16 protein-coding genes, 4 tRNA genes and 1 other RNA gene are annotated in these 18358 nt (G+C 46.7%); 10 read left to right on the top strand and 11 right to left on the bottom strand.

The genetic code is table 11. The features are described from left to right. Positions 1–159: 159 nt before the first annotated feature. From gcvH to OM978_RS06315, 6 genes are all read right to left on the bottom strand, one after another. Entirely contained in the window at positions 160–549 is a 390-nt protein-coding gene (gene gcvH, locus OM978_RS06340) for a glycine cleavage system protein GcvH (RefSeq protein WP_264346037.1), read from the bottom strand. Positions 550–727: 178 nt separating this feature from the next. Continuing rightward, positions 728–1807 (bottom strand): glycine cleavage system aminomethyltransferase GcvT, encoded by a 1080-nt coding sequence (gene gcvT, locus OM978_RS06335; protein WP_264346036.1) that lies wholly within the window; start codon positions 1805–1807, stop codon positions 728–730. A gap of 276 nt (positions 1808–2083) precedes the next feature. Continuing rightward, on the bottom strand, positions 2084–3289 hold the full coding sequence (locus tag OM978_RS06330; protein ID WP_264346035.1) for an FAD-dependent monooxygenase: 1206 nt from the start codon (positions 3287–3289) through the stop codon (positions 2084–2086). A gap of 26 nt (positions 3290–3315) precedes the next feature. Continuing rightward, positions 3316–4569, bottom strand: coding sequence for a 2-octaprenyl-6-methoxyphenyl hydroxylase (gene ubiH, locus OM978_RS06325; protein WP_264346034.1), 1254 nt, complete (start codon positions 4567–4569; stop codon positions 3316–3318). A gap of 29 nt (positions 4570–4598) precedes the next feature. Continuing rightward, positions 4599–5912 (bottom strand): Xaa-Pro aminopeptidase, encoded by a 1314-nt coding sequence (gene pepP / locus OM978_RS06320; protein WP_264346033.1) that lies wholly within the window; start codon positions 5910–5912, stop codon positions 4599–4601. Between the two features lie 13 nt (positions 5913–5925). Then, positions 5926–6507: a UPF0149 family protein gene (locus OM978_RS06315; RefSeq protein ID WP_264346032.1), complete on the bottom strand. Its 582-nt coding sequence runs from the start codon at positions 6505–6507 to the stop codon at positions 5926–5928. Between the two features lie 103 nt (positions 6508–6610). Between OM978_RS06315 and OM978_RS06310 the strand changes: the two genes are divergently transcribed. From OM978_RS06310 to serA, 5 genes are all read left to right on the top strand, one after another. Next, the gene (locus OM978_RS06310) at positions 6611–6916 is read left to right on the top strand and encodes a cell division protein ZapA (protein ID WP_264346031.1); all 306 of its coding nucleotides are present in this window, start codon (positions 6611–6613) and stop codon (positions 6914–6916) included. A gap of 26 nt (positions 6917–6942) precedes the next feature. Continuing rightward, positions 6943–7127, top strand: a non-coding RNA gene (gene ssrS, locus OM978_RS06305) — 6S RNA. 87 nt (positions 7128–7214) lie between these two features. Next, the gene (locus tag OM978_RS06300) at positions 7215–7805 is read left to right on the top strand and encodes a 5-formyltetrahydrofolate cyclo-ligase (RefSeq protein ID WP_413690988.1); all 591 of its coding nucleotides are present in this window, start codon (positions 7215–7217) and stop codon (positions 7803–7805) included. A 115-nt stretch (positions 7806–7920) separates the two neighbouring features. Further along, positions 7921–8577 carry a ribose-5-phosphate isomerase RpiA gene (gene rpiA / locus OM978_RS06295; protein WP_264346029.1) on the top strand — a complete coding sequence of 219 codons (657 nt, stop codon included), beginning with the start codon at positions 7921–7923 and terminating at the stop codon, positions 8575–8577. Positions 8578–8624: 47 nt separating this feature from the next. Beyond that, positions 8625–9851, top strand: a complete 1227-nt coding sequence (gene serA / locus OM978_RS06290) for a phosphoglycerate dehydrogenase (protein ID WP_264346028.1) — start codon at positions 8625–8627, stop codon at positions 9849–9851. 130 nt (positions 9852–9981) lie between these two features. Here the strand turns inward: serA and OM978_RS06285 are convergent, their stop codons facing one another. After that, positions 9982–10761, bottom strand: coding sequence for a YdiY family protein (locus OM978_RS06285; RefSeq protein ID WP_264346027.1), 780 nt, complete (start codon positions 10759–10761; stop codon positions 9982–9984). A 158-nt stretch (positions 10762–10919) separates the two neighbouring features. Beyond that, positions 10920–12332 (bottom strand): glutamate--tRNA ligase, encoded by a 1413-nt coding sequence (gene gltX / locus OM978_RS06280; protein WP_264346026.1) that lies wholly within the window; start codon positions 12330–12332, stop codon positions 10920–10922. 184 nt (positions 12333–12516) lie between these two features. On the opposite strand from gltX, the gene OM978_RS06275 reads away from it, so the two are divergent. The 5 genes from OM978_RS06275 to OM978_RS06255 all read left to right on the top strand — a co-directional run bounded on the left by OM978_RS06275 (position 12517) and on the right by OM978_RS06255 (position 14922). Next, positions 12517–12592, top strand: a tRNA-Val gene (locus tag OM978_RS06275). A gap of 57 nt (positions 12593–12649) precedes the next feature. Beyond that, positions 12650–12725 (top strand) — tRNA-Val (locus OM978_RS06270). 37 nt (positions 12726–12762) lie between these two features. Continuing rightward, positions 12763–12838: transfer RNA gene (locus OM978_RS06265), tRNA-Val, on the top strand. Positions 12839–12879: 41 nt separating this feature from the next. Continuing rightward, a tRNA-Val gene (locus OM978_RS06260) sits at positions 12880–12955 on the top strand. Positions 12956–13305: 350 nt separating this feature from the next. Next, the gene (locus tag OM978_RS06255) at positions 13306–14922 is read left to right on the top strand and encodes a response regulator (protein ID WP_264346025.1); all 1617 of its coding nucleotides are present in this window, start codon (positions 13306–13308) and stop codon (positions 14920–14922) included. Positions 14923–14929: 7 nt separating this feature from the next. Here the strand turns inward: OM978_RS06255 and OM978_RS06250 are convergent, their stop codons facing one another. From OM978_RS06250 to zipA, 3 genes are all read right to left on the bottom strand, one after another. Further along, complete coding sequence (locus OM978_RS06250; RefSeq protein ID WP_264346024.1) at positions 14930–15385, bottom strand: DUF2919 domain-containing protein; 456 nt, start codon at positions 15383–15385, stop codon at positions 14930–14932. A gap of 1 nt (position 15386) precedes the next feature. Further along, positions 15387–17417 (bottom strand): NAD-dependent DNA ligase LigA, encoded by a 2031-nt coding sequence (ligA, locus tag OM978_RS06245; protein WP_264346023.1) that lies wholly within the window; start codon positions 17415–17417, stop codon positions 15387–15389. A gap of 90 nt (positions 17418–17507) precedes the next feature. Then, positions 17508–18347, bottom strand: a complete 840-nt coding sequence (zipA, locus tag OM978_RS06240; protein ID WP_264346022.1) for a cell division protein ZipA — start codon at positions 18345–18347, stop codon at positions 17508–17510. Positions 18348–18358: the final 11 nt, after the last annotated feature.

Genomic DNA, 18358 nt, shown 5'->3' with positions numbered 1-18358 from the left:
AATGGTCTTAACAATATGCTGGATCTTTACGCACAGATCTGGGTTTTGGCCCACCTGTTTGTAAAATCCCTGTTGGGTTGGGTTTCCCCTGCCCGCTAAATGTTTTCACAAATTAAAAGCCCTGTGCAAACAGGGCTTTTCTAGATACTCAACGTCGACTTATTCTGAGTCAACAACGCTCTGGTAACCAGCGGCGTCTAATAAGCCTGCCAGTTCAGATTCGTCAGAAATCTTGATTTTGAACATCCAGCCGTCACCGTATGGTGCGCTGTTTACCAGCTCTGGAGAATCGTTTAATGCATCGTTTACTGCAACGATTTCGCCAGATACCGGAGCGTAGATGTCTGATGCTGCTTTTACAGACTCAGCTACAGCTACGTCGTCGCCCTGAGCAACTACATCACCAACGTCTGGTAATTCAACAAATACCATGTCACCTAAAAGGTCCTGAGCGTGCTCAGAAATACCTACGGTGAAAACGCCATTGCCTTCGTCACGAACCCATTCGTGTGACGGAGCGTATTTTAAATCGTTAGGGATGTTGCTCATTGTTATGTTCCTTGGTGCTGTATTAGCTATTGTGCTGTTAATCGCAGCCAGTCTACTGACTGACTCTGGCAAACAACATAGCGAAGCTATGCTTTTGCCGCAAGCTTAAGGCGGCTCACCTTATCTGTTTATTTCTTAGACAAAAACGTTTCAGACAAAGCAAGCCACTGTATTTAAATCAGATTACTTTTTTACCCATACGCACAAAGTTAGGCTTCACTACTTTCACCTGAACCAGTTTGCCGCGGATATCCACTTCGGCTGTGTCGCCAGTCGTAGCTGGTACACGGGCCATAGCTATACTGAAACCTAAAGTAGGTGAGAAAGTACCAGAAGTGATTTCGCCTTCGCCGCCTTCAGTCACAACTTTTTGGCCGTGACGTAATACGCCTTTTTGTTCCATCACTAAACCAACCAGCTTCATAGTGCCGGCAGCTTTTTGTTGTTCTAAAGCAGCACGGCCAATAAAGTTACGGTCGCTTGGTTCCCACGCAATAGTCCAGCCCATGTTAGCTGCCAGCGGAGATACAGTTTCGTCCATATCCTGGCCATACAGGTTCATACCTGCTTCTAAACGTAAAGTGTCACGAGCGCCTAAACCAGCAGGTTTTACACCAGCATCCAGCAGTTTTTGCCAGAAGTCAGCGGCTTCTTCGTTAGGTAAAGAGATTTCGTAACCGTCTTCGCCTGTGTAGCCCGTAGTGGCAATAAACAAAGAACCGGCCTGAACACCAAAAAATGGCTTCATACCAGCAACAGCTGCTTTTTGCTCTTCAGTTAATAAGGTGGCGACTTTGGCTTTGGCTTGTGGGCCTTGCACTGCAATCATGGCGAACTCTGGGCGTTCGGTCACAGTGACATTAAATTCGGCAGCTTGTTTGTTGATCCAGGCCAGATCGTTTTCACGGGTGGCTGAGTTCACCACTAAGCGGAAGAAGTCTTCGGTAAGGAAGTAAACGATTAAGTCGTCAATCACGCCACCGGCTTCGTTTAACATGCCGCTGTATAAGGCTTTGCCTGACACAGTCAGTTTGTTGACGTCGTTGGCGAGTAAATAACGCAGGAAATTACGGGTGTTTGGCCCTTGCAGGTCAACGATAGTCATGTGAGAGACGTCGAACATACCAGCGTCCTGGCGGACATGGTGGTGTTCTTCAATTTGTGAACCGTAGTTCAGCGGCATATCCCAGCCGTGAAAGTCCACCATCTTTGCGCCACATTCTACATGCTTGGCGAATAATACTGTTTTTTGGGCCATCTGTATTTTTTCCAGTTTTTAGCTGCCGGAGCAGTCAATAAATTCTGGCCTGCGCTGCTGGAGCTTTTCAGGCCGCGTTATGCAACTTCAAACTACTCAGGAACTTGTCATTCGCTTGTCACAGAAATCTGCTTATAACCGAATGGCATTTTTAAGATGAACCGGATTATAACCGATGGGGCCAGAGGCCAACAGCCCCTTTTGGATTAGATTTAATAATGCGAATAGCAGGGTTATAGCAAATAACCCTGCTATTTTAGGCCTGTTAACAGCCTCTCATTTAGCTGCAGGCCTCGCTATTGCTGGTAAGTCACCAGAATCACCTAAAGCTGCAGCCATTATTTTTTGTTTTACGAAAGGCAATTTGTCGGTCAGCGACATTCCTATGCCACGCACTAATTTCAGTACTGGATTCTGACGGCCAAAACCTTGTTTAAAGGCTTCCATAGCGGCGATCAGGGTTTGTGCCTCAGCTTTACGCCAGCGCTCGTAACTTCTCAGCATACGTTCTTCATTAATTGGCTTTTGCGCACTGATTTGCTGACTTATTAGTTCTGCTAATGCGGCAACATCCATTAAACCCAGGTTCATGCCCTGCCCTGCCAGCGGGTGAATCGTATGGGCAGCGTCGGCCACCAGCACGGTTTTATTTAGCACCCATTCGCTGGCATAACGCATTTTCAGTGGGTAGCTGTTGAGTGTCGACTCAAGTTGCAGCAGGCCTAATACCGAATTGCTGGCCGCTGTTAAGGCTTTATTAAACTGATCGCATGGCATAGCTTGTAATTCAGCAGCCTGCTCCGGGCTGGTACTCCAGACAATAGAGACTAAATGCGGGTCGGCCAATGGCAATAACGCCAGCGGGCCTGTCGGTAAAAACACCTGACGGGCACAGCTTTGATGCGGTTCAGTGGTACGGATTTGCGCCACTAAGGCCTGATGCTGGTAATCCCAAAAGGCGATAGGCATTTGTAATTGCTGACGCACAAAAGAGTTAGCACCATCAGCAGCTACCAACAGTTTGCACAGGATCGGGCTTTGATCTTGCAGCGTTAGCAGGTTTTGCTGTTCGCTATTGCTGATGTTTAGAATTGTGCTCTGAAACAGACAACTGACATTGGTTTTGCTTTTCAGTTTGCTGTAGAGCACTGCACGCAGCTGTTCGTTATCCACTATCCAGCCCAGCTCATCACAACCTTGTTCCAGCGCAGAAAACTCAATGCGGCCAAAACTGTCGGCTTCCCATACTTTCATATCTGTATAAGGCGCAGCTGACGTTAAATCCTGCCAAACGCCTAACTGACTCAATAAGCGTTTTGAAGCCTGATTCAGCGCGCTAACCCGTTTTAAGCTGGGTGCTACAAGCTCTGGCGCCTGGTCTTTATCCAGCACGGCAATTTTAAGCGGTGAGTCGGCCAACAGTAGCGCCAGGGTTAAACCTGCACTGCCTGCGCCGACTATACAAATATCCAGATCCTGCATAAGTGATCTCTTTTTTAGGCTGAGGTTTAACTCAGCAGCGCCTTTAACTGGCGAATAGAATTCAGACCCATGGCCTGGTTAGCCACGGCTTGTTTTAAATCAGGACAAAGGTTTAATGCGAATAAGCCTGTATTACGGCCAAGCGCCATCAGGCGGGATGAATTGGAAAATAGCCGTACAAGGGAGTCGGTATACAAAATCACTTGCTGCATATCAGGCAAACGCGCCTGCTGATAGGCTTTGGTCAGCACATAGCTGCCTGCATCTGCCTGATGTTTTTGCAGCAACAAACTTAAACTAAAAATATCGCGCACTGCCAGATTAAAACCCTGACCTGCTATAGGATGCAGGTTATGCAAACTGTTACCTAAAAGCACAGTGCGATGGCGCGAAGCTTCAGTGGCCCGCTTTAAACTCAACGGATACACCACACGCTGACCTACAGTTTTAAATACACCAGCCCTGTGCCCTGCAGCTTGTTGCAATGCGGCTAAAAACTCATGCTCTGGTTGGTTTAAATGATGCGCCGCTTGTTCAGGCGTTAAAGTCCAGACCAGCGAATAACGCTGCCGGGTTAAAGGCAATAAAGCCAAAGGCCCGGTTGGAGTAAAACGTTCAAAAGCTTTATGTTGATGAGATTCCGCTAAACCTATATTGGCAATCAGCGCATGCTGCTGATAGTCATCAGATTTCAGCTCAAAACCAGCTAAAGTGCGGCTGGGTGATAAACCACCTTCAGCTATGACCAGCAACTTAGTTTGCAGCACAGCGCCACTTTGTAAGCTGACCTGTTGCAACTCTGCTGTTGGGTTTAATGCACTAATCGCATCGCTGTAAAACCAGCTTAAACGGCCTTGTGCTGTGAAGGTTTTAAGTTTTTGCCACAACACTTCGCCTATGGCTTCAACTTCAATCACCTGGCCTAAAGCAGTTAACTGATGATCGGCCGCATTTAAATAGGTTTTACCAAAATGACCGCGGTCGGAAATATGGATATGTTTGATAGCACAGCCGCTTTGTTGCAGATCCTGCCACAAGCCCCATTGCTGTAGCAGTTCAACACTGCCATGCGCCAGCGCTATGCTGCGGCTATCAAAGCTGGCTTTGGACGGTTGCTGATCTGTCGCAAGTTCGGGGCTTTGTTCAATAATCGCCAGCTTTAATGCAGGGTTTTGACTCAGCAGCACATAAGCCAGCATAGATCCGGCCATACCACCGCCTGCGATCACCAGATCCAGTGGATCTGTGTTTGTTTGAGCTGAGCTTCTATCCTGCTGCATAAAACTATCCTATGATTTAAATAGACAACTTAAATGGACGACTGCGCCATTAAAGCTTCAATTTCTGCGATTTCTTTGGGCACTAACTCTGTTAAGTTGTCGTGACCTTCGGCCGTTACCAGCAAATCATCTTCAATCCGTACCGCCAGGCCCCACCACTTAGAATCGCATGGCGAACCTGTTGGGATATATAAACCCGGCTCTATGGTTAAAATCATGCCCGGTGCAAAAGGCCGCTCTTCGCCAGCAAGTTTGTAAGCACCAACATCATGTACGTCCAAACCTAACCAGTGGCCTAAGCCATGGATAAAATAAGCTTTGCAGGCGTTGTCTTTTAACAACTGCTCCAGCTCGCCTTGTAAAATGCCTAAATCCAATAAGCCTTTCGTTAGCTCTAAACAAGCAGCATCGAGCGCATCTTTAAATTTGTTGCAAGGTTTTACCTTTGCACAAGCAGCGTACTGAGCATTCAGCACCACCTGATACACAGCAGCCTGCTCTGGGCTGAATTTGCCACTGGCCGGGAAAGTACGGGTAATATCCGCCGTATAACCCTGATACTCAGCACCTGCATCAATCAGCACTAAATCACCGTCTTTGAGCTGGCTGCTGTTGTCGGTGTAATGCAAAATACAGCCGTTTTCACCCGCTCCTACTATGCAGTTGTAGCCAGGAAAACGGGCGCCGTGCATGGCAAACTCATGCAAAATATGGGCTTCAAGCTGATATTCCCAAACGCCAGCTTTAGCGGCTTGCATCGCTCTTTTATGAGCTTTGGCACTGATATAACCGGCTTGGCGCATCTGATGAATTTCATCTTCATCTTTAAACAAACGCATTTCGGCCGTTACAGGCCGTAAATCCTGCTGCACTGTAGGTGCTACGTAACCCCGTTTCGGATAAAGCCGCAACGTAGCTAAAGTGGCAGCTACTTTGGCGTCAAATTCGGCATAAGTGCCCTGCGCATAAAACAGTGTAGTTTTTTGATTCAGTGCTTTAAGTAATTCTGTATCCAGCTCTGCAATAGGCAAAGCATCTAAACCTAATACAGCTTTGGCTTGCTCTGGCCCTAAACGGCGGCCTTGCCAGATTTCAGCCAACTGGTCCTTAGGGCGGCACAGCAACAGACTAGCAGTGTCGCCAGAATTATCTTTGCTTAAGATCAAAAGCGCGTCAGGTTCATTAAAACCGGTCAGATAAAAGAAGTCGCTGTCCTGACGAAAAGGGTATTCAGTGTCGCGGCTACGGGTTAACTCCACAGCTGCAGGTACTAAAACCACGCTGTTGTTTGGGATTGAGGTAAGCAAGCGCTCACGTCTGTTTGAATAGATGTTCACTGTCATTTGCTAAAGGCTCTTAATGCAAAGTTTTATTCTGAACTTCGTTTTTGCTGAATTTAAGCCCTACTTCGTTAAAACAGGTCAGCACAAGTAAACGTATATGCTCCAATACTAAAAAGTACGACTCTTCGTTACTTTCTGCGCTGTTGTCATCTATGGCAAATACGTCGATTTTGGTGATTTCGGTCAGCTCTTCTATCGCATCTTTTACATCGGCCGAACAAATGGATAAATCGGTTTGCTGAATGGCAAAACCTACTAAAAAAGACTGAGTCCATTCGACCATAGCCTCAAGACGTTCCGGCAGCGAATCATCGTCACCTGGCAGCAATAACGCAAAGGAATAGTCGGTATGTGCCAAAGATTCAGACGTTTGCATAATTAAATCCGAAATATCTGCTTTAACAGGGGCAGATAAGGCTTGTCCGTCATTTAAGAAGTCGTGCAGAACTGGTAAAATCTTCGCCGGTTCTGCGCTCACACCGGCACTTAGTAAACCTGCGATCAAGCCATGTACTTCGGCGGCCGACGCCATCAGGTAAGATTGATCCAGCAAACTGGTCCAGTGATCGTAAGATTTAAAAATTTCTGTCGTCATAATTTTTCGGCCCAAGCGACTTTTCAAGGCAGCTATCCTACCATTTGCTGGTTCTACCCGCCAACAGATGGACGCCCCAATCGCAGGCCCAGAGGTCTCTATCATGCATTTACGTAAATTTCGTCCTGTTGACCCACCTCCAGCTGAAGCTGTAGTGAAAAAACCAGCCGCAAAACCTGCTGCCAGCACAAAACCTAAGCAACTGACTATCTCGGTTTTAGGCCGGGTATTAAAAGTTTCCTGCCCTTTGGGTGAAGAACAACGGCTGCAAAATGCCATTGATGAATTAGAACAACGGGTTGCCAGTACAAAATTTAAACCCGGTGTGCATATGAATGAAGATGTTTTGCTGATGATTGCGCTAAATTTGTGCAATGAGCTCGTGGAAGTGAAAAAGAAGGCGGAATAATCAAAAAGCCGGTGTTATACTTACCACGTTCTCTGAGTTGTCAGTGATTAGGTAGATGTCCCTGAGCCGATAATTGTTTTACTTTAGGGGCTCCTTCTTGTTGCTTTTGTGCAGGCTCGGCTCGTACCGAGAAGCCTACGGTGACAAACTGACTCCCGCCTTGAACCTTAGGTTCAAGGGCTGATACTTGACACGGCAATTCGGAGAACCTTTTTATCCTTCGTTTCTCTCCCCAATCTTTATTTAAATACGAAACGGACGAGGCAAGCCTCGCCCCTACATCTTCAGGGTGAGTGTTTTGACTTCACGCCAACAGCTTCGTCAGCATATTCGCAGTTTGCGCCGATCCTTATCTGCAGAGCAACAGCACCAGGCCAGTCTGGATTTAGTGCAGCAACTACTGCCTCGCCCTGAAGTACAGCAAGCTCAGCATATAGCTTTATACCTGACCAATGACGGTGAGCTGGACACAACTCCGCTTATTCAGGCCTTATGGCAACAAGGCAAAAGCTTATACCTGCCGCTGTTGCATCCTGTGGTACCTGGTTATCTGGTGTTTCAGCTTTATACCCCTGACAGCTTATTAAAACCTAATCAGTTTGGCATTGGTGAGCCACAGCTTAATTGCAGCTTGTTATGCCCTGTCGACCAATTGGATCTGATTTTTACGCCTTTGGTCGCTTTTGACTCTCAAGGTCAGCGTTTAGGGATGGGTGGCGGCTTTTATGACAGAACCTTAAGTCAGTTGGATTCTGCACTAACAAAACCACAGCTGATTGGCTTAGCCCATGATTGCCAGCAAGTGGATGCCGTGCCAGTCGAAGCCTGGGATATTCCACTGCCAGCTATCTGCACTCCAACCCAATTCCGCTGTTTTAGTGAACAATGAGTAAATACTAAAATTCTTTCAGCTCTTTTTCCTTTTGCCCCTTTTGCCGGATCCCCCTTTTCGGCTACTATCCATCTGTATGGCTAAACGTGGCTTAAAACTTTCCGGTAGACCTATGACTCAAGATCAGATGAAAAAAAATGCCGCCTGGGCAGCATTGGATTATGTAGCGCCTCAGACTATTGTGGGTGTGGGCACTGGCTCCACCGTCAATCACTTTATTGATGCGCTGGCCACTATCAAAGATCAGATCAAAGGTGCAGTCTCCAGTTCAGTGCAATCCACTGAAAAAATGCGTGCTTTAGGCATTACTGTGCTGGACTTAAACGAGGTGGAAAGTTTTGGTGTGTACGTCGATGGTGCAGACGAAATTAACCCGCAAAACCATATGATTAAAGGCGGTGGCGCAGCTCTGACCCGTGAAAAAATTGTCGCAGCTGTAGCCGAAAAGTTTGTCTGTATTGTCGATCAAACCAAACAAGTAAACGTGCTCGGCAAATTCCCTTTACCTGTTGAAGTGATCCCTATGGCCCGTGCTTATGTCACACGTGAGCTGGAAAAATTAGGTGGTCGCCCAGTGTGGCGTGAAAACGTCGTGACCGACAACGGCAATATTATTTTAGATGTGCATGGCCTTAGCATTACAGAGCCAGAAGAACTAGAACAACAAATAAACAACCTGGTCGGCGTAGTCACCAACGGTATTTTTGCCCGTCGCGCGGCAGATATCGTTCTCGTAGGAACAGCCCAAGGCACATTGGTTTTAAACTGAAATCCAGTGAACTGAATTCAAATTGCAACAAGTTAAAGAGAAGTAAAATGGAAAAATTTTCGCTGCCCAAAGACAAGATCAAGATCCTGTTACTGGAAGGTTTGCACCAAAGTGCGGTGCAAAGCTTTAAGAATCAGGGCTACAGCAACATTGAGTATCTGAAAACCTCTTTGGATGAAGCTGAACTGATTGAAAAAATCCGTGACGTGCACTTTATTGGTATTCGCTCACGCACCCAACTGACCGAAAAAGTGCTGGATGCCGCCACTAAACTGGCCGCTGTTGGCTGCTTTTGTATCGGCACCAATCAGGTCGATTTAGACGCTGCCCTGATGCGTGGTATTCCGGTATTTAACGCGCCGTTTTCCAATACCCGCTCTGTGGCTGAACTGGTATTAGGCCAAATCATTATGCTGCTGCGTGGTATTCCGGAGCGTAATGCGGCTGCCCACCGCGGTGAATGGCAAAAAACTGCAACTCAGTCTTTTGAAGCCCGTGGTAAAACCTTAGGCATTATAGGTTACGGCCATATTGGTACTCAGCTGAGCATCATGGCGGAAAACATCGGTATGCGTGTGCAGTTTTACGATATCGAAGACAAGCTGGTATTAGGCAATGCCACCCAAGTCGATTTTGGCACTTTGCTGAAAACTTCAGACGTGGTGACTTTACATGTGCCTGAAACGGCTCAGACCAAAAATATGATCGGCGAAGCTGAATTGGATCTGATGAAACAAGGCAGCATTCTGATCAACGCTTCACGCGGTACTGTGGTCGATATCGACGCTTTAGCCAGAGTGATGCAGGCGAAAAAACTCGCCGGTGCTGCTATTGACGTATTCCCTGTGGAACCGACCAGCAACGATGAAGAATTCTTATCCCCGCTTCGCGAATTCGACAATGTGATCCTGACTCCACATATAGGTGGTTCTACTCAGGAAGCGCAGGAGAATATAGGTTTTGAAGTAGCAGGTAAGATGGTGAAATACAGCGACAACGGTTCTACCTTGTCAGCGGTGAATTTCCCTGAAGTGTCGCTGCCAGAACACAGAGGCCGCTCACGTTTACTGCATATCCACAAAAACCAACCAGGTATGCTGACCAAAATCAACGAAGCCTTTGCTAAGCACGGCATCAACATTTCGGGTCAGTATCTGCAAACCAATGCAGAAATTGGTTATGTGGTAATAGACATAGATTCACTGGACCACGAACTGGCCCTGAACGAGTTAAAGTCGATTCCGGGGACATTAAGAGCCAGAGTATTGCATTAATCTGATTTGGGTCAGAGCTTAGGCTCTGACCCTGGATGGACTTCCCTACCAAAATCTTCGACTAGTGTTCTTAATCTGCGTTTTGTTTTAGCCCGCGATATGAGTGTCAGAGCCAAGGCTCTGACACTGTTTAGAACGAATACACCACTGAAGCTGCTGTTTCAGAGTCTGTGCTTTTCTTATCTGCACCAACATCTGAGTCGTACTTGATATTAACGCTTAAACGCAGCGCCAGCTCGTTATTGATTTGAGCTGTGATAGCGCTACGGCTGGTGTAGCTGGTGTTATGACCATCTAACGAAATGGCGTATTCCAGAGTTTGTTTGAACTTACTGGTTTCAGAGAAGTGATACTCAAAGTTACCCGCTGCGTACCAAATCATACCAGAGTTACTTTCGCCTTCTGACGGTCTGTCATACGCGATACCGGGACCGGTTTCGAAATCAAAGTAGTTCTGACCGTCTTCGTATAAACGATTGGCGTAACCCACAGCCACTGACGATTGTTCGCGGAAGGCACCAAAACGGTCGTTTAAATAAGAGGCACGACCAAAGAAACTGCTGTCTGAACGGTGTAACTTATAGTTACTTTGCGCTGTGACACCCACACGTTGACCTGTGGTGTTGTCTTCTTTTTCACCTGTAGCACTGTTGGTTTGGGTATTACGTTGCAACAAGGTTTGGATAAAGTACTTGTTACGGAAATCTTCCAGCTCATGCTTTAATTCAGCATTGGTCCTTACTGCTGTCGCTTCGGTATTACCGCGGCTTAGCACAACCCCTACTTCTACATCACCACCCCAAGGCGGAATAGTTGTTTCTTCTTCGCCATGTATTTTCTTAAATTCCTGTGCCTGAACAGAGACTGCTGAACATAACAGTACCGCTGACAATGCGACTACTAAACGCATGTTGTATAACCCTTCTTAGAAAATGAAAATGATTTTGACAGCTGCAAATGAATGCAGCCTTGCTAAAGCAGATTTTGACGCGAGACGGGCGAGGATAAACCCATTCCGACATCGCATTTAACCAGAGACGGGCGACCATAAAGGTCGCCCCTACAAATTTATTGATCGTTGGATCTGTTGCTGATGTACTCCAGCGCCATGCTGATGCGTTTTAACACACGATCTTTGCCAATCAGTGCCAGTGTTGCGTCCAGTGCTGGTGAGTTGCCACCGCCTGTTACAGCCACACGTAAAGGCATACCTACTTTGCCCATGCCTAAACCTAAGCTTTCAGCGGCATCGTTAATGGCTTTATGTAACGCTTCCACTGACCAATCCTGAAGTTCATTCAGCTTTTCTTGAACAGCAACCAGCGGTTCTGCGGCTACAGGACGTAAGTGTTTTTTCGCAGCGTTTTCTTCAAACTCACTGAAGTCTTCGTAGAAATAGCGGCTGACTTCAACCAGCTCTTTTAAGGTTTTCACCCGCTCAGCCTGCACTTTCACCAATTCAGTCAGCGCCGGGCCAGTGCTGATATCCAGCTTCTGATCGGCCACATGCCAGGCTAAATGTTTAGCAACATAGTCTGGCGCCAGAGTTTTCATATAGTGCTGGTTTAACCAAACAAGCTTGTCGGTGTTAAAAGCCGAAGGCGCACGGTTACAGTCGCTTAAGTCAAACAGCTGAACCAGTTCTTCTTTGCTGAAAATTTCCTGATCGCCATGAGACCAGCCCAAACGCACTAAATAGTTGATTAGAGCTTCTGGCAGGAAACCGTTGTCACGGTATTGCATCACGCCTACAGCACCATGACGTTTGGACAAACGTTTGCCGTCGTCACCTAAAATCATAGGCACGTGAGCGTATTTCGGCAGTTCTGCGCCTAAAGCGGCCAGAATATTCATCTGACGTGGTGTGTTGTTTACATGGTCATCACCACGAATGACGTGAGTAATGCCCATTTTCCAGTCGTCTACAACCACAGTCAGGTTATAAGTTGGAGTGCCATCACTGCGGGCAATGATTAAATCGTCCAGCTCAGCATTGGCAATTTCAATGCGACCTTTGATTAAATCGTCAATCACCACTACGCCATCCAGTGGGTTTTTAAAACGAATGGTATAAGGCTTGTCTGTTGGGTGGTCGGTACGGTCACGCCACATGCCGTTGTATTTTGGTTTTTCACCTGCAGCCATTTGCGCTTCGCGCATTGCATCTACTTCTTCAACAGTACAGAAGCATTTGTACGCTTTGCCTTCAGCTAACAGCTGAGCAACCACTTCTTTATATAAATCAAAACGTTTGGTTTGGTAATAAGGGCCGTCGTCATACTCCAGACCTAACCATTCCATACCTTCTAAAATGGCATCCACAGATTCCTGCGATGAACGCTCTAAATCGGTATCTTCAATACGAAGGATAAAAGTACCGCCGGTTTTGCGTGCATGCAGCCAGCTGTACAAGGCTGTACGGGCGCCACCAACGTGCAGGTAACCTGTAGGGCTTGGCGCGAAACGAGTAACTATAGACATAATGAATCCACTGAAGGCCAAAAAATTGGGCGCTATTGTACCAATGCAAGGCAGTGATTGCACGGCCGAAGGTGCTATGCAGAAAAAGATTTAACTGCTTACTTTTAAAGCATACAGTTCACAAAGCTAAAAATATTATTGACACAAAAACCGTGCCCCCTATAATGACGGCCGACCACACGATGGATGCTTAGCTCAGCCGGGAGAGCATCGCCCTTACAAGGCGGGGGTCACTGGTTCGATCCCAGTAGCATCCACCATCTTTTTGAAATTATCCAGAAGATGATTAAATCGTTGTAGTCATGTTGTTATGCCCAGGATGCTTAGCTCAGCTGGGAGAGCATCGCCCTTACAAGGCGAGGGTCACTGGTTCGATCCCAGTAGCATCCACCATATTCTCTGATGTAATTGCATAATAAACACATACCCAGGATGCTTAGCTCAGCTGGGAGAGCATCGCCCTTACAAGGCGAGGGTCACTGGTTCGATCCCAGTAGCATCCACCATCTCTTTCTTCACAAGTAAGTGATGTAAAACAAAACACCCAGGATGCTTAGCTCAGCTGGGAGAGCATCGCCCTTACAAGGCGAGGGTCACTGGTTCGATCCCAGTAGCATCCACCATCCCCTTTTCGAAAAACATCGCTCTCTTTACAAAACCCAAGACTCGCTAATCCAATCCCAGTAGCATCCACCATCACCCCTTTAAAGAAAAGCATCGCCACTCTTCACAAAGAATAGGCTCGATGATTCGATCCCAGTAGCATCCACCACTCCTCATAGAAAACACTAAAACCACCTAACACATTGTTTTAAATAACTTTATTCATTATATTTTTACCATTTTTTCATTTATATTCAATTTTCCTAATTCAGAAAAATGCTACCTATTGAATTCATTTAAGAATTATTGAGCTTTTTAGCTGTTTAATCGCTATATTTGATAGAAATGATAATAGGTGTCTCATTCATTTATGGCAGTAAAACTTAATAAGGACATCCAGATACTGGTTGTAGATGAACAGCCTTTAACTCAGAATTATCTGCGTTATGCTTTGGAAACGCTGGGATACACCAGTTTCACCTATGCGGAAAACTCCGCCATAGCTTTAACTCAGTGTCGCGACAAATCCTTTGATTTAATCATCTGCTCCTTTAATTTAAATGGCAAAGATGGTTATCAGCTCTATCAGGAATTAAAGGCTCGTAATTTATTCCGCCACAGCACCGGCTTTATTTTTATCAGCGCTGAGACAGACCCTAGCCTGGTGCACAGTGTTTTAGAGTTGCAGCCAGACGAATTTATGGTGAAGCCTTACGCCATTAAAGACTTAAAAGCCCGTATCGACCGCACAGTCCAGCGTAAAAACTTATTCCGACCTTTGTACAGTCTGATGGATCAAAAAAAGACTGATCCTGCTTTGAAGCAACTGGATCAATGGCTGGAACAGGGGTATCAGCCTAAATACAACTCTATGCTGCTGAAAATCAAAGGCGAGATATTGCAACAAGCGGGTCGCTGGACTGAAGGCGAGCAGTTTTACAGTAGCCTGGTCCACAATGAAAACCAGCATTGGGTCAAACTGGGATTAGCGCGCTGTTTGATTCAGCGTGAACGATACTCTGAAGCTACAGCTCTGTTGCAACCTTTATTACACAAAGCAGATTTGAAACTGGCAGCTTTAGATTTGCTATCAGATATACATCTGCGCCAGCAAATGTATAAAAAAGCCCAGACCGAGTTGCTGCAGGCGGCAGATATGGCACCACGTAATTTAATGCGCCAGCAAAAGCTGATGCATTTATCACGCTTAACTCATGACTATGAACACCAGTTTAAGGCGGCCAAAGATCTGCTGCGTTTTGCCCGTTTTTCTATTTACGAGCAGCCTGATCTGTATTTGAATCTGGCTCGCGCTTCCATTGATTACGCCTTAAGTGTGGATGAAGAAGAACAAACCACCCGTTTATCCAAAGTAGCCAATGACACTCTAAGCAATATGCGCCAGTTGTTTCCGGATCAGCGTAAAGAAGAACAGCAAGTGGTGGTGCAGGCACGGATTTATTATTTAAAAGACCAGATAGAAAAAGCTAAACAGCTGTTACTGGCTCTGGATAAAAGCCCTGTAACTCAAGGCGCTGAAGATATTCTGGATAAAGCCAAAGCTTTGCATGAAGTGGGTTTATTAAGCAGTTCCCGTGAGTTACTGAGGCAACTGACACAAGATGAAACTAAACTGAAAAACGCAGATCCGGTTTTTCTGACCTACCTCAAACAAGAGCAGCAGGAACGCGAAAGCTTACCTATGGGCCCAAGGGAGTTTAACAACAACGCAGTGCTGCTGTACGAAAGAGGCCAGTTGCATCAGGCTCTGACCGCTTTTATTCAGGCCTTTAACATCATGCCTGGTAATGTGAGTATAGCGCTGAACTTACTGCAGTCATTGCGCTCGACAGAAAATATTGATGCTTCCATTCAAACCGAAGAACTGCGGTTGCAATGTGAAGTCATGCTGTCCAAAGCCAAGCTGAATGAAGAGCAGCAAAAACGCTGGCAACAGCTGCAAAGCCAGCAGAAAATTGCTATTTAAAGCAGAGTTAAGGCCACTCAGTGACAATCTGTTTCATTACAGGGTTCTTTAATAACCACCACAAACTAAGTACCAATAAAAAAGGTGAGAGCAGTAACCAGGGCGCCTTTAACATCACATAGTTAGGTAAGTGAGTCAGACTATGCACCAAATCTGTGGCGACAACTGCCAACATGATCCAACGACTTTGCCGCCATAATTTGAACCAGCCCTGGTGGCCCTTGTCTTTGCGTTGACTCAGTGCGGCCACTACCAGCAACAAAGGCGCACAAATCAGACAAGCGGTTAAGAAGTCGTTACTTTTGGGATACACAGCAGCCAGTAATTTATCGCCGCCTTCTGGCATAGTCAGCACTAAAATCCACAGAATATAAGGCCTTAACACCAATAACAGCACGGCGTAAAAACGCAGTGGGATCCGGGTCAGGCCATACTTATCCAATAAAGGATAAAACTGCGACATTTCAGCTCAACCCGTGCCGTGCAAATAAATCCAGCATCTGTTGTTCAGTCCAGACAGGCACAGACAACTCACCGGCTTTAGCCAGCTTTGAGCCTGCATTATCGCCTGCGATCACCGCATAAGTTTTAGCTGAAACAGAACCCGACACCTTCGCCCCTAAACGCTGCAGTTTTTCTTTGGCGTCATCGCGGCCCATGCTGGTTAAAGTGCCAGTCAGTACCACTGTTAAACCTGCCAGAGGTTGTTCGCCCTGCTGCTGTTTTTCAATCACAGGCCAGTGGATACCAGCTTCAATCAACTGAGCTATCACGGCGGCATTGTGTTCTTCAGCCATAAAGTGCTGAATATTACCTGCCACCACAGCACCTACATCCGGCACTTCTAACAGCTGTTCTACACTTGCCTGCTGTACTGCATCCAAAGCGGCAAAATGGCTGGCTAAATTAAGCGCCGTCGCTTCCCCTACTTCACGAATACCCAGGGAGTAAATAAAACGTGGCAAGGTAGTTTGTTTAGAATCTTCAATGGATTTGAGCAGTTTAAGCGCAAGCTTTTCGCCCATTCGCTCCAGGCCCACTAAAGCAGGCATATCCAGACGGAATATATCAGCCGGAGTTTTTACCAGCTTCTGCTCTACCAACTGTTCGATGATTTTGTCGCCCAAGCCTTCAATATCCATGGCTTTACGTGAGACAAAGTGTTTCAGTGCTTCTTTTTGCTGAGCGGCACAATACAAACCACCGGTACAACGCGCTACAGCTTCACCCTCTACCCGTTCAATGCTGGACTGACAGACAGGGCAAACAGTTGGAAACAGGATGTCACGTGCGCTTTCAGGCCGCTCTTCCAACACTACAGAGACAATTTGTGGGATCACATCGCCTGCCCTGCGCACTATCACTGTATCGCCTACTTTGACGCCCAGACGGTTAATTTCGTCCTGATTGTGCAAAGTCGCATTACTGACCGTCACACCACCCACCAGCACAGGCTCTAAGCGAGCGACCGGAGTAATAGAGCCGGTGCGACCGACCTGAAACTCCACATCCAATAAAGTGGTCGTTTTTTCCTGAGCCGGAAATTTAAAGGCAATTGCCCAACGTGGCGCACGGGCCACAAAACCTAAAGCTTGTTGCTGAGCTAAGTCGTCGACTTTCAGTACCACACCATCTATTTCATAAGGCAAAGCAGCGCGTTTAGCCAAAATGCTTTGCTGATAATCCAGAGCGGCCTGCAAACCTGTAACATGGCGGATTTCAGGGCAAACCGGCAAGCCCCAGCCTTTGAGTTGCTGCAGACGGGCATGATGGCTTTTGCCGTTTAGCAGTTGAGTTGCATCGTCCACAGCTCCTACCGCATAGGCATAAAACATCAAAGGACGAGTGGCGGTGATTTTCGGATCCAGCTGCCGCAAGCTGCCGGCTGCGGCATTACGTGGATTGGCAAAGACTTTATCGCCCGAAGCGCGGGCTTTATCATTCATCGCCTCAAAACCTGCCAGCGGCATAAAGACTTCGCCACGAACTTCCAGCACAGCTGGCACTTCGCCTTGTAACTTCAGCGGCACAGCCCGAATGGTTTTGACATTGGCCGTAATATCTTCGCCGGTAAAACCGTCACCACGGGTAGCTGCTTGTACCAACAGGCCTTGCTCATAACGAATACTGACGGCTAAACCATCCAGCTTAGGCTCAGCACAAAATTCAAAGTCTTTGCTTGCATCAATACGGTCAGCCATACGTTTGTAAAATGCGGCAAAGTCGTCGGCATCAAAAGCGTTATCCAAGGACAACATAGCGACCTGATGGCTGATTTGACCAAATTTGCTTAGAGGTGCAGCCCCTACTCGCTGAGTCGGTGAATCCGCAGTCACCAGTTCAGGATGCTGTTGTTCTATCTGTTTTAATTCCTGAAATAGCTGGTCGTAATCAGCATCGGGAATACTTGGATTATCCAGCACGTAATACTGGTGATTGTGATAAGCCAGTTGGTCTTTGAGCTGCTGCAGGCGTTGTTGGATAACTTGATTCATTTGCTTTACTCGGGCACTTAAAGATCTAAAATCTTAAATTCTAAAATAGAGAAGCCCCGAAAACGGGGCCTCTTTAACATGATGATTGCATTAACCGTGGATCAGGCGTTGACGCTGAAACTCGCGGATTTTTTCCACATAATGGCGCACTGTTTGTACTGTCAGCACTGAACGTTGACCATCCAGTACCTGACCACCAAATTCGTCAGCCAGTTTCTTTGCAGCACTGTGCATCAGGTTGAAGTTCTGTAAGGCTTCGCCAGGCCCTGGCAAGGTCATAAACAGACTTAAACCACGGGTATTCATTTTATCCATGTCTTCCAAATCGAAGGTGCCTGGATTAAACATATTGGCCAAAGAAAACAGCACTTCGCCCGAACCTGCGTTATCCTGGAAACGGTGGAAAATATTCATTTCACCGTATTTAAAGCCTAAGGTCAGTAACGAAGGCAATAACAGGGAACCGTTAATATCCTCACCTTCTGGCAGCAATACGTACAGGATCAACACTTCGTTAGCTGGCGCCTGAGCGCTTTGATCTTTTTCAGCTTCGTAAGCTGCCTGTTGCTCTTCAGCTACAGCTTCAGCATAAGGTTCGTCTGTGGCAGAAAAGCTGCCCATATCCAGCGACGGCTCGTTTAATTCAGGCTCACGACGCACCTTCACTGGTTCACGTAATTTATTGGCTTTTGGCGCTAATGTTGGCGCAGGTTTAGGTTGCGGCTTTTCACCCGGTTGCAATACACGCTTGCGGCCTATCCCCAGCTCATCAAATCCATCCCCTTTCGGGCCTGAATTTGCAGAAGCATCTACATCGTATTTGCTGATGTCCTTATTATTTTTCCGGACTGTCCACCAGCCATGTAAAGCTAAAGCGCTGATACCCAACACACCCAAAACAATCAAGACTAAACGTAATTCCTCAGCCATCTCTTTTACCT

This window comes from Rheinheimera sp. MM224 (assembly GCF_947090785.1).
In the GTDB taxonomy this organism is placed as follows: domain Bacteria; phylum Pseudomonadota; class Gammaproteobacteria; order Enterobacterales; family Alteromonadaceae; genus Pararheinheimera.
Note: the sequence above shows the minus strand (reverse complement) of the source record. Positions and strands in the feature narration are given on the sequence as shown.

What these genes read in the sequence shown, in the direction of transcription:
- OM978_RS06250 (WP_264346024.1), bottom strand. Translation starts at nt 15,385, where the DNA reads ATGTCGCAGTTTTATCCTTTATTGGATAAGTATGGCCTGACCCGGATC.
- zipA (WP_264346022.1), bottom strand. Translation starts at nt 18,347, where the DNA reads ATGGCTGAGGAATTACGTTTAGTCTTGATTGTTTTGGGTGTGTTGGGT.
- pepP (WP_264346033.1), bottom strand. Translation starts at nt 5,912, where the DNA reads ATGACAGTGAACATCTATTCAAACAGACGTGAGCGCTTGCTTACCTCA.
- gcvT (WP_264346036.1), bottom strand. Translation starts at nt 1,807, where the DNA reads ATGGCCCAAAAAACAGTATTATTCGCCAAGCATGTAGAATGTGGCGCA.
- rpiA (WP_264346029.1), top strand. Translation starts at nt 7,921, where the DNA reads ATGACTCAAGATCAGATGAAAAAAAATGCCGCCTGGGCAGCATTGGAT.
- ligA (WP_264346023.1), bottom strand. Translation starts at nt 17,417, where the DNA reads ATGAATCAAGTTATCCAACAACGCCTGCAGCAGCTCAAAGACCAACTG.
- OM978_RS06255 (WP_264346025.1), top strand. Translation starts at nt 13,306, where the DNA reads ATGGCAGTAAAACTTAATAAGGACATCCAGATACTGGTTGTAGATGAA.
- gcvH (WP_264346037.1), bottom strand. Translation starts at nt 549, where the DNA reads ATGAGCAACATCCCTAACGATTTAAAATACGCTCCGTCACACGAATGG.
- OM978_RS06315 (WP_264346032.1), bottom strand. Translation starts at nt 6,507, where the DNA reads ATGACGACAGAAATTTTTAAATCTTACGATCACTGGACCAGTTTGCTG.
- OM978_RS06310 (WP_264346031.1), top strand. Translation starts at nt 6,611, where the DNA reads ATGCATTTACGTAAATTTCGTCCTGTTGACCCACCTCCAGCTGAAGCT.
- gltX (WP_264346026.1), bottom strand. Translation starts at nt 12,332, where the DNA reads ATGTCTATAGTTACTCGTTTCGCGCCAAGCCCTACAGGTTACCTGCAC.
- OM978_RS06285 (WP_264346027.1), bottom strand. Translation starts at nt 10,761, where the DNA reads ATGCGTTTAGTAGTCGCATTGTCAGCGGTACTGTTATGTTCAGCAGTC.
- OM978_RS06330 (WP_264346035.1), bottom strand. Translation starts at nt 3,289, where the DNA reads ATGCAGGATCTGGATATTTGTATAGTCGGCGCAGGCAGTGCAGGTTTA.
- serA (WP_264346028.1), top strand. Translation starts at nt 8,625, where the DNA reads ATGGAAAAATTTTCGCTGCCCAAAGACAAGATCAAGATCCTGTTACTG.
- ubiH (WP_264346034.1), bottom strand. Translation starts at nt 4,569, where the DNA reads ATGCAGCAGGATAGAAGCTCAGCTCAAACAAACACAGATCCACTGGAT.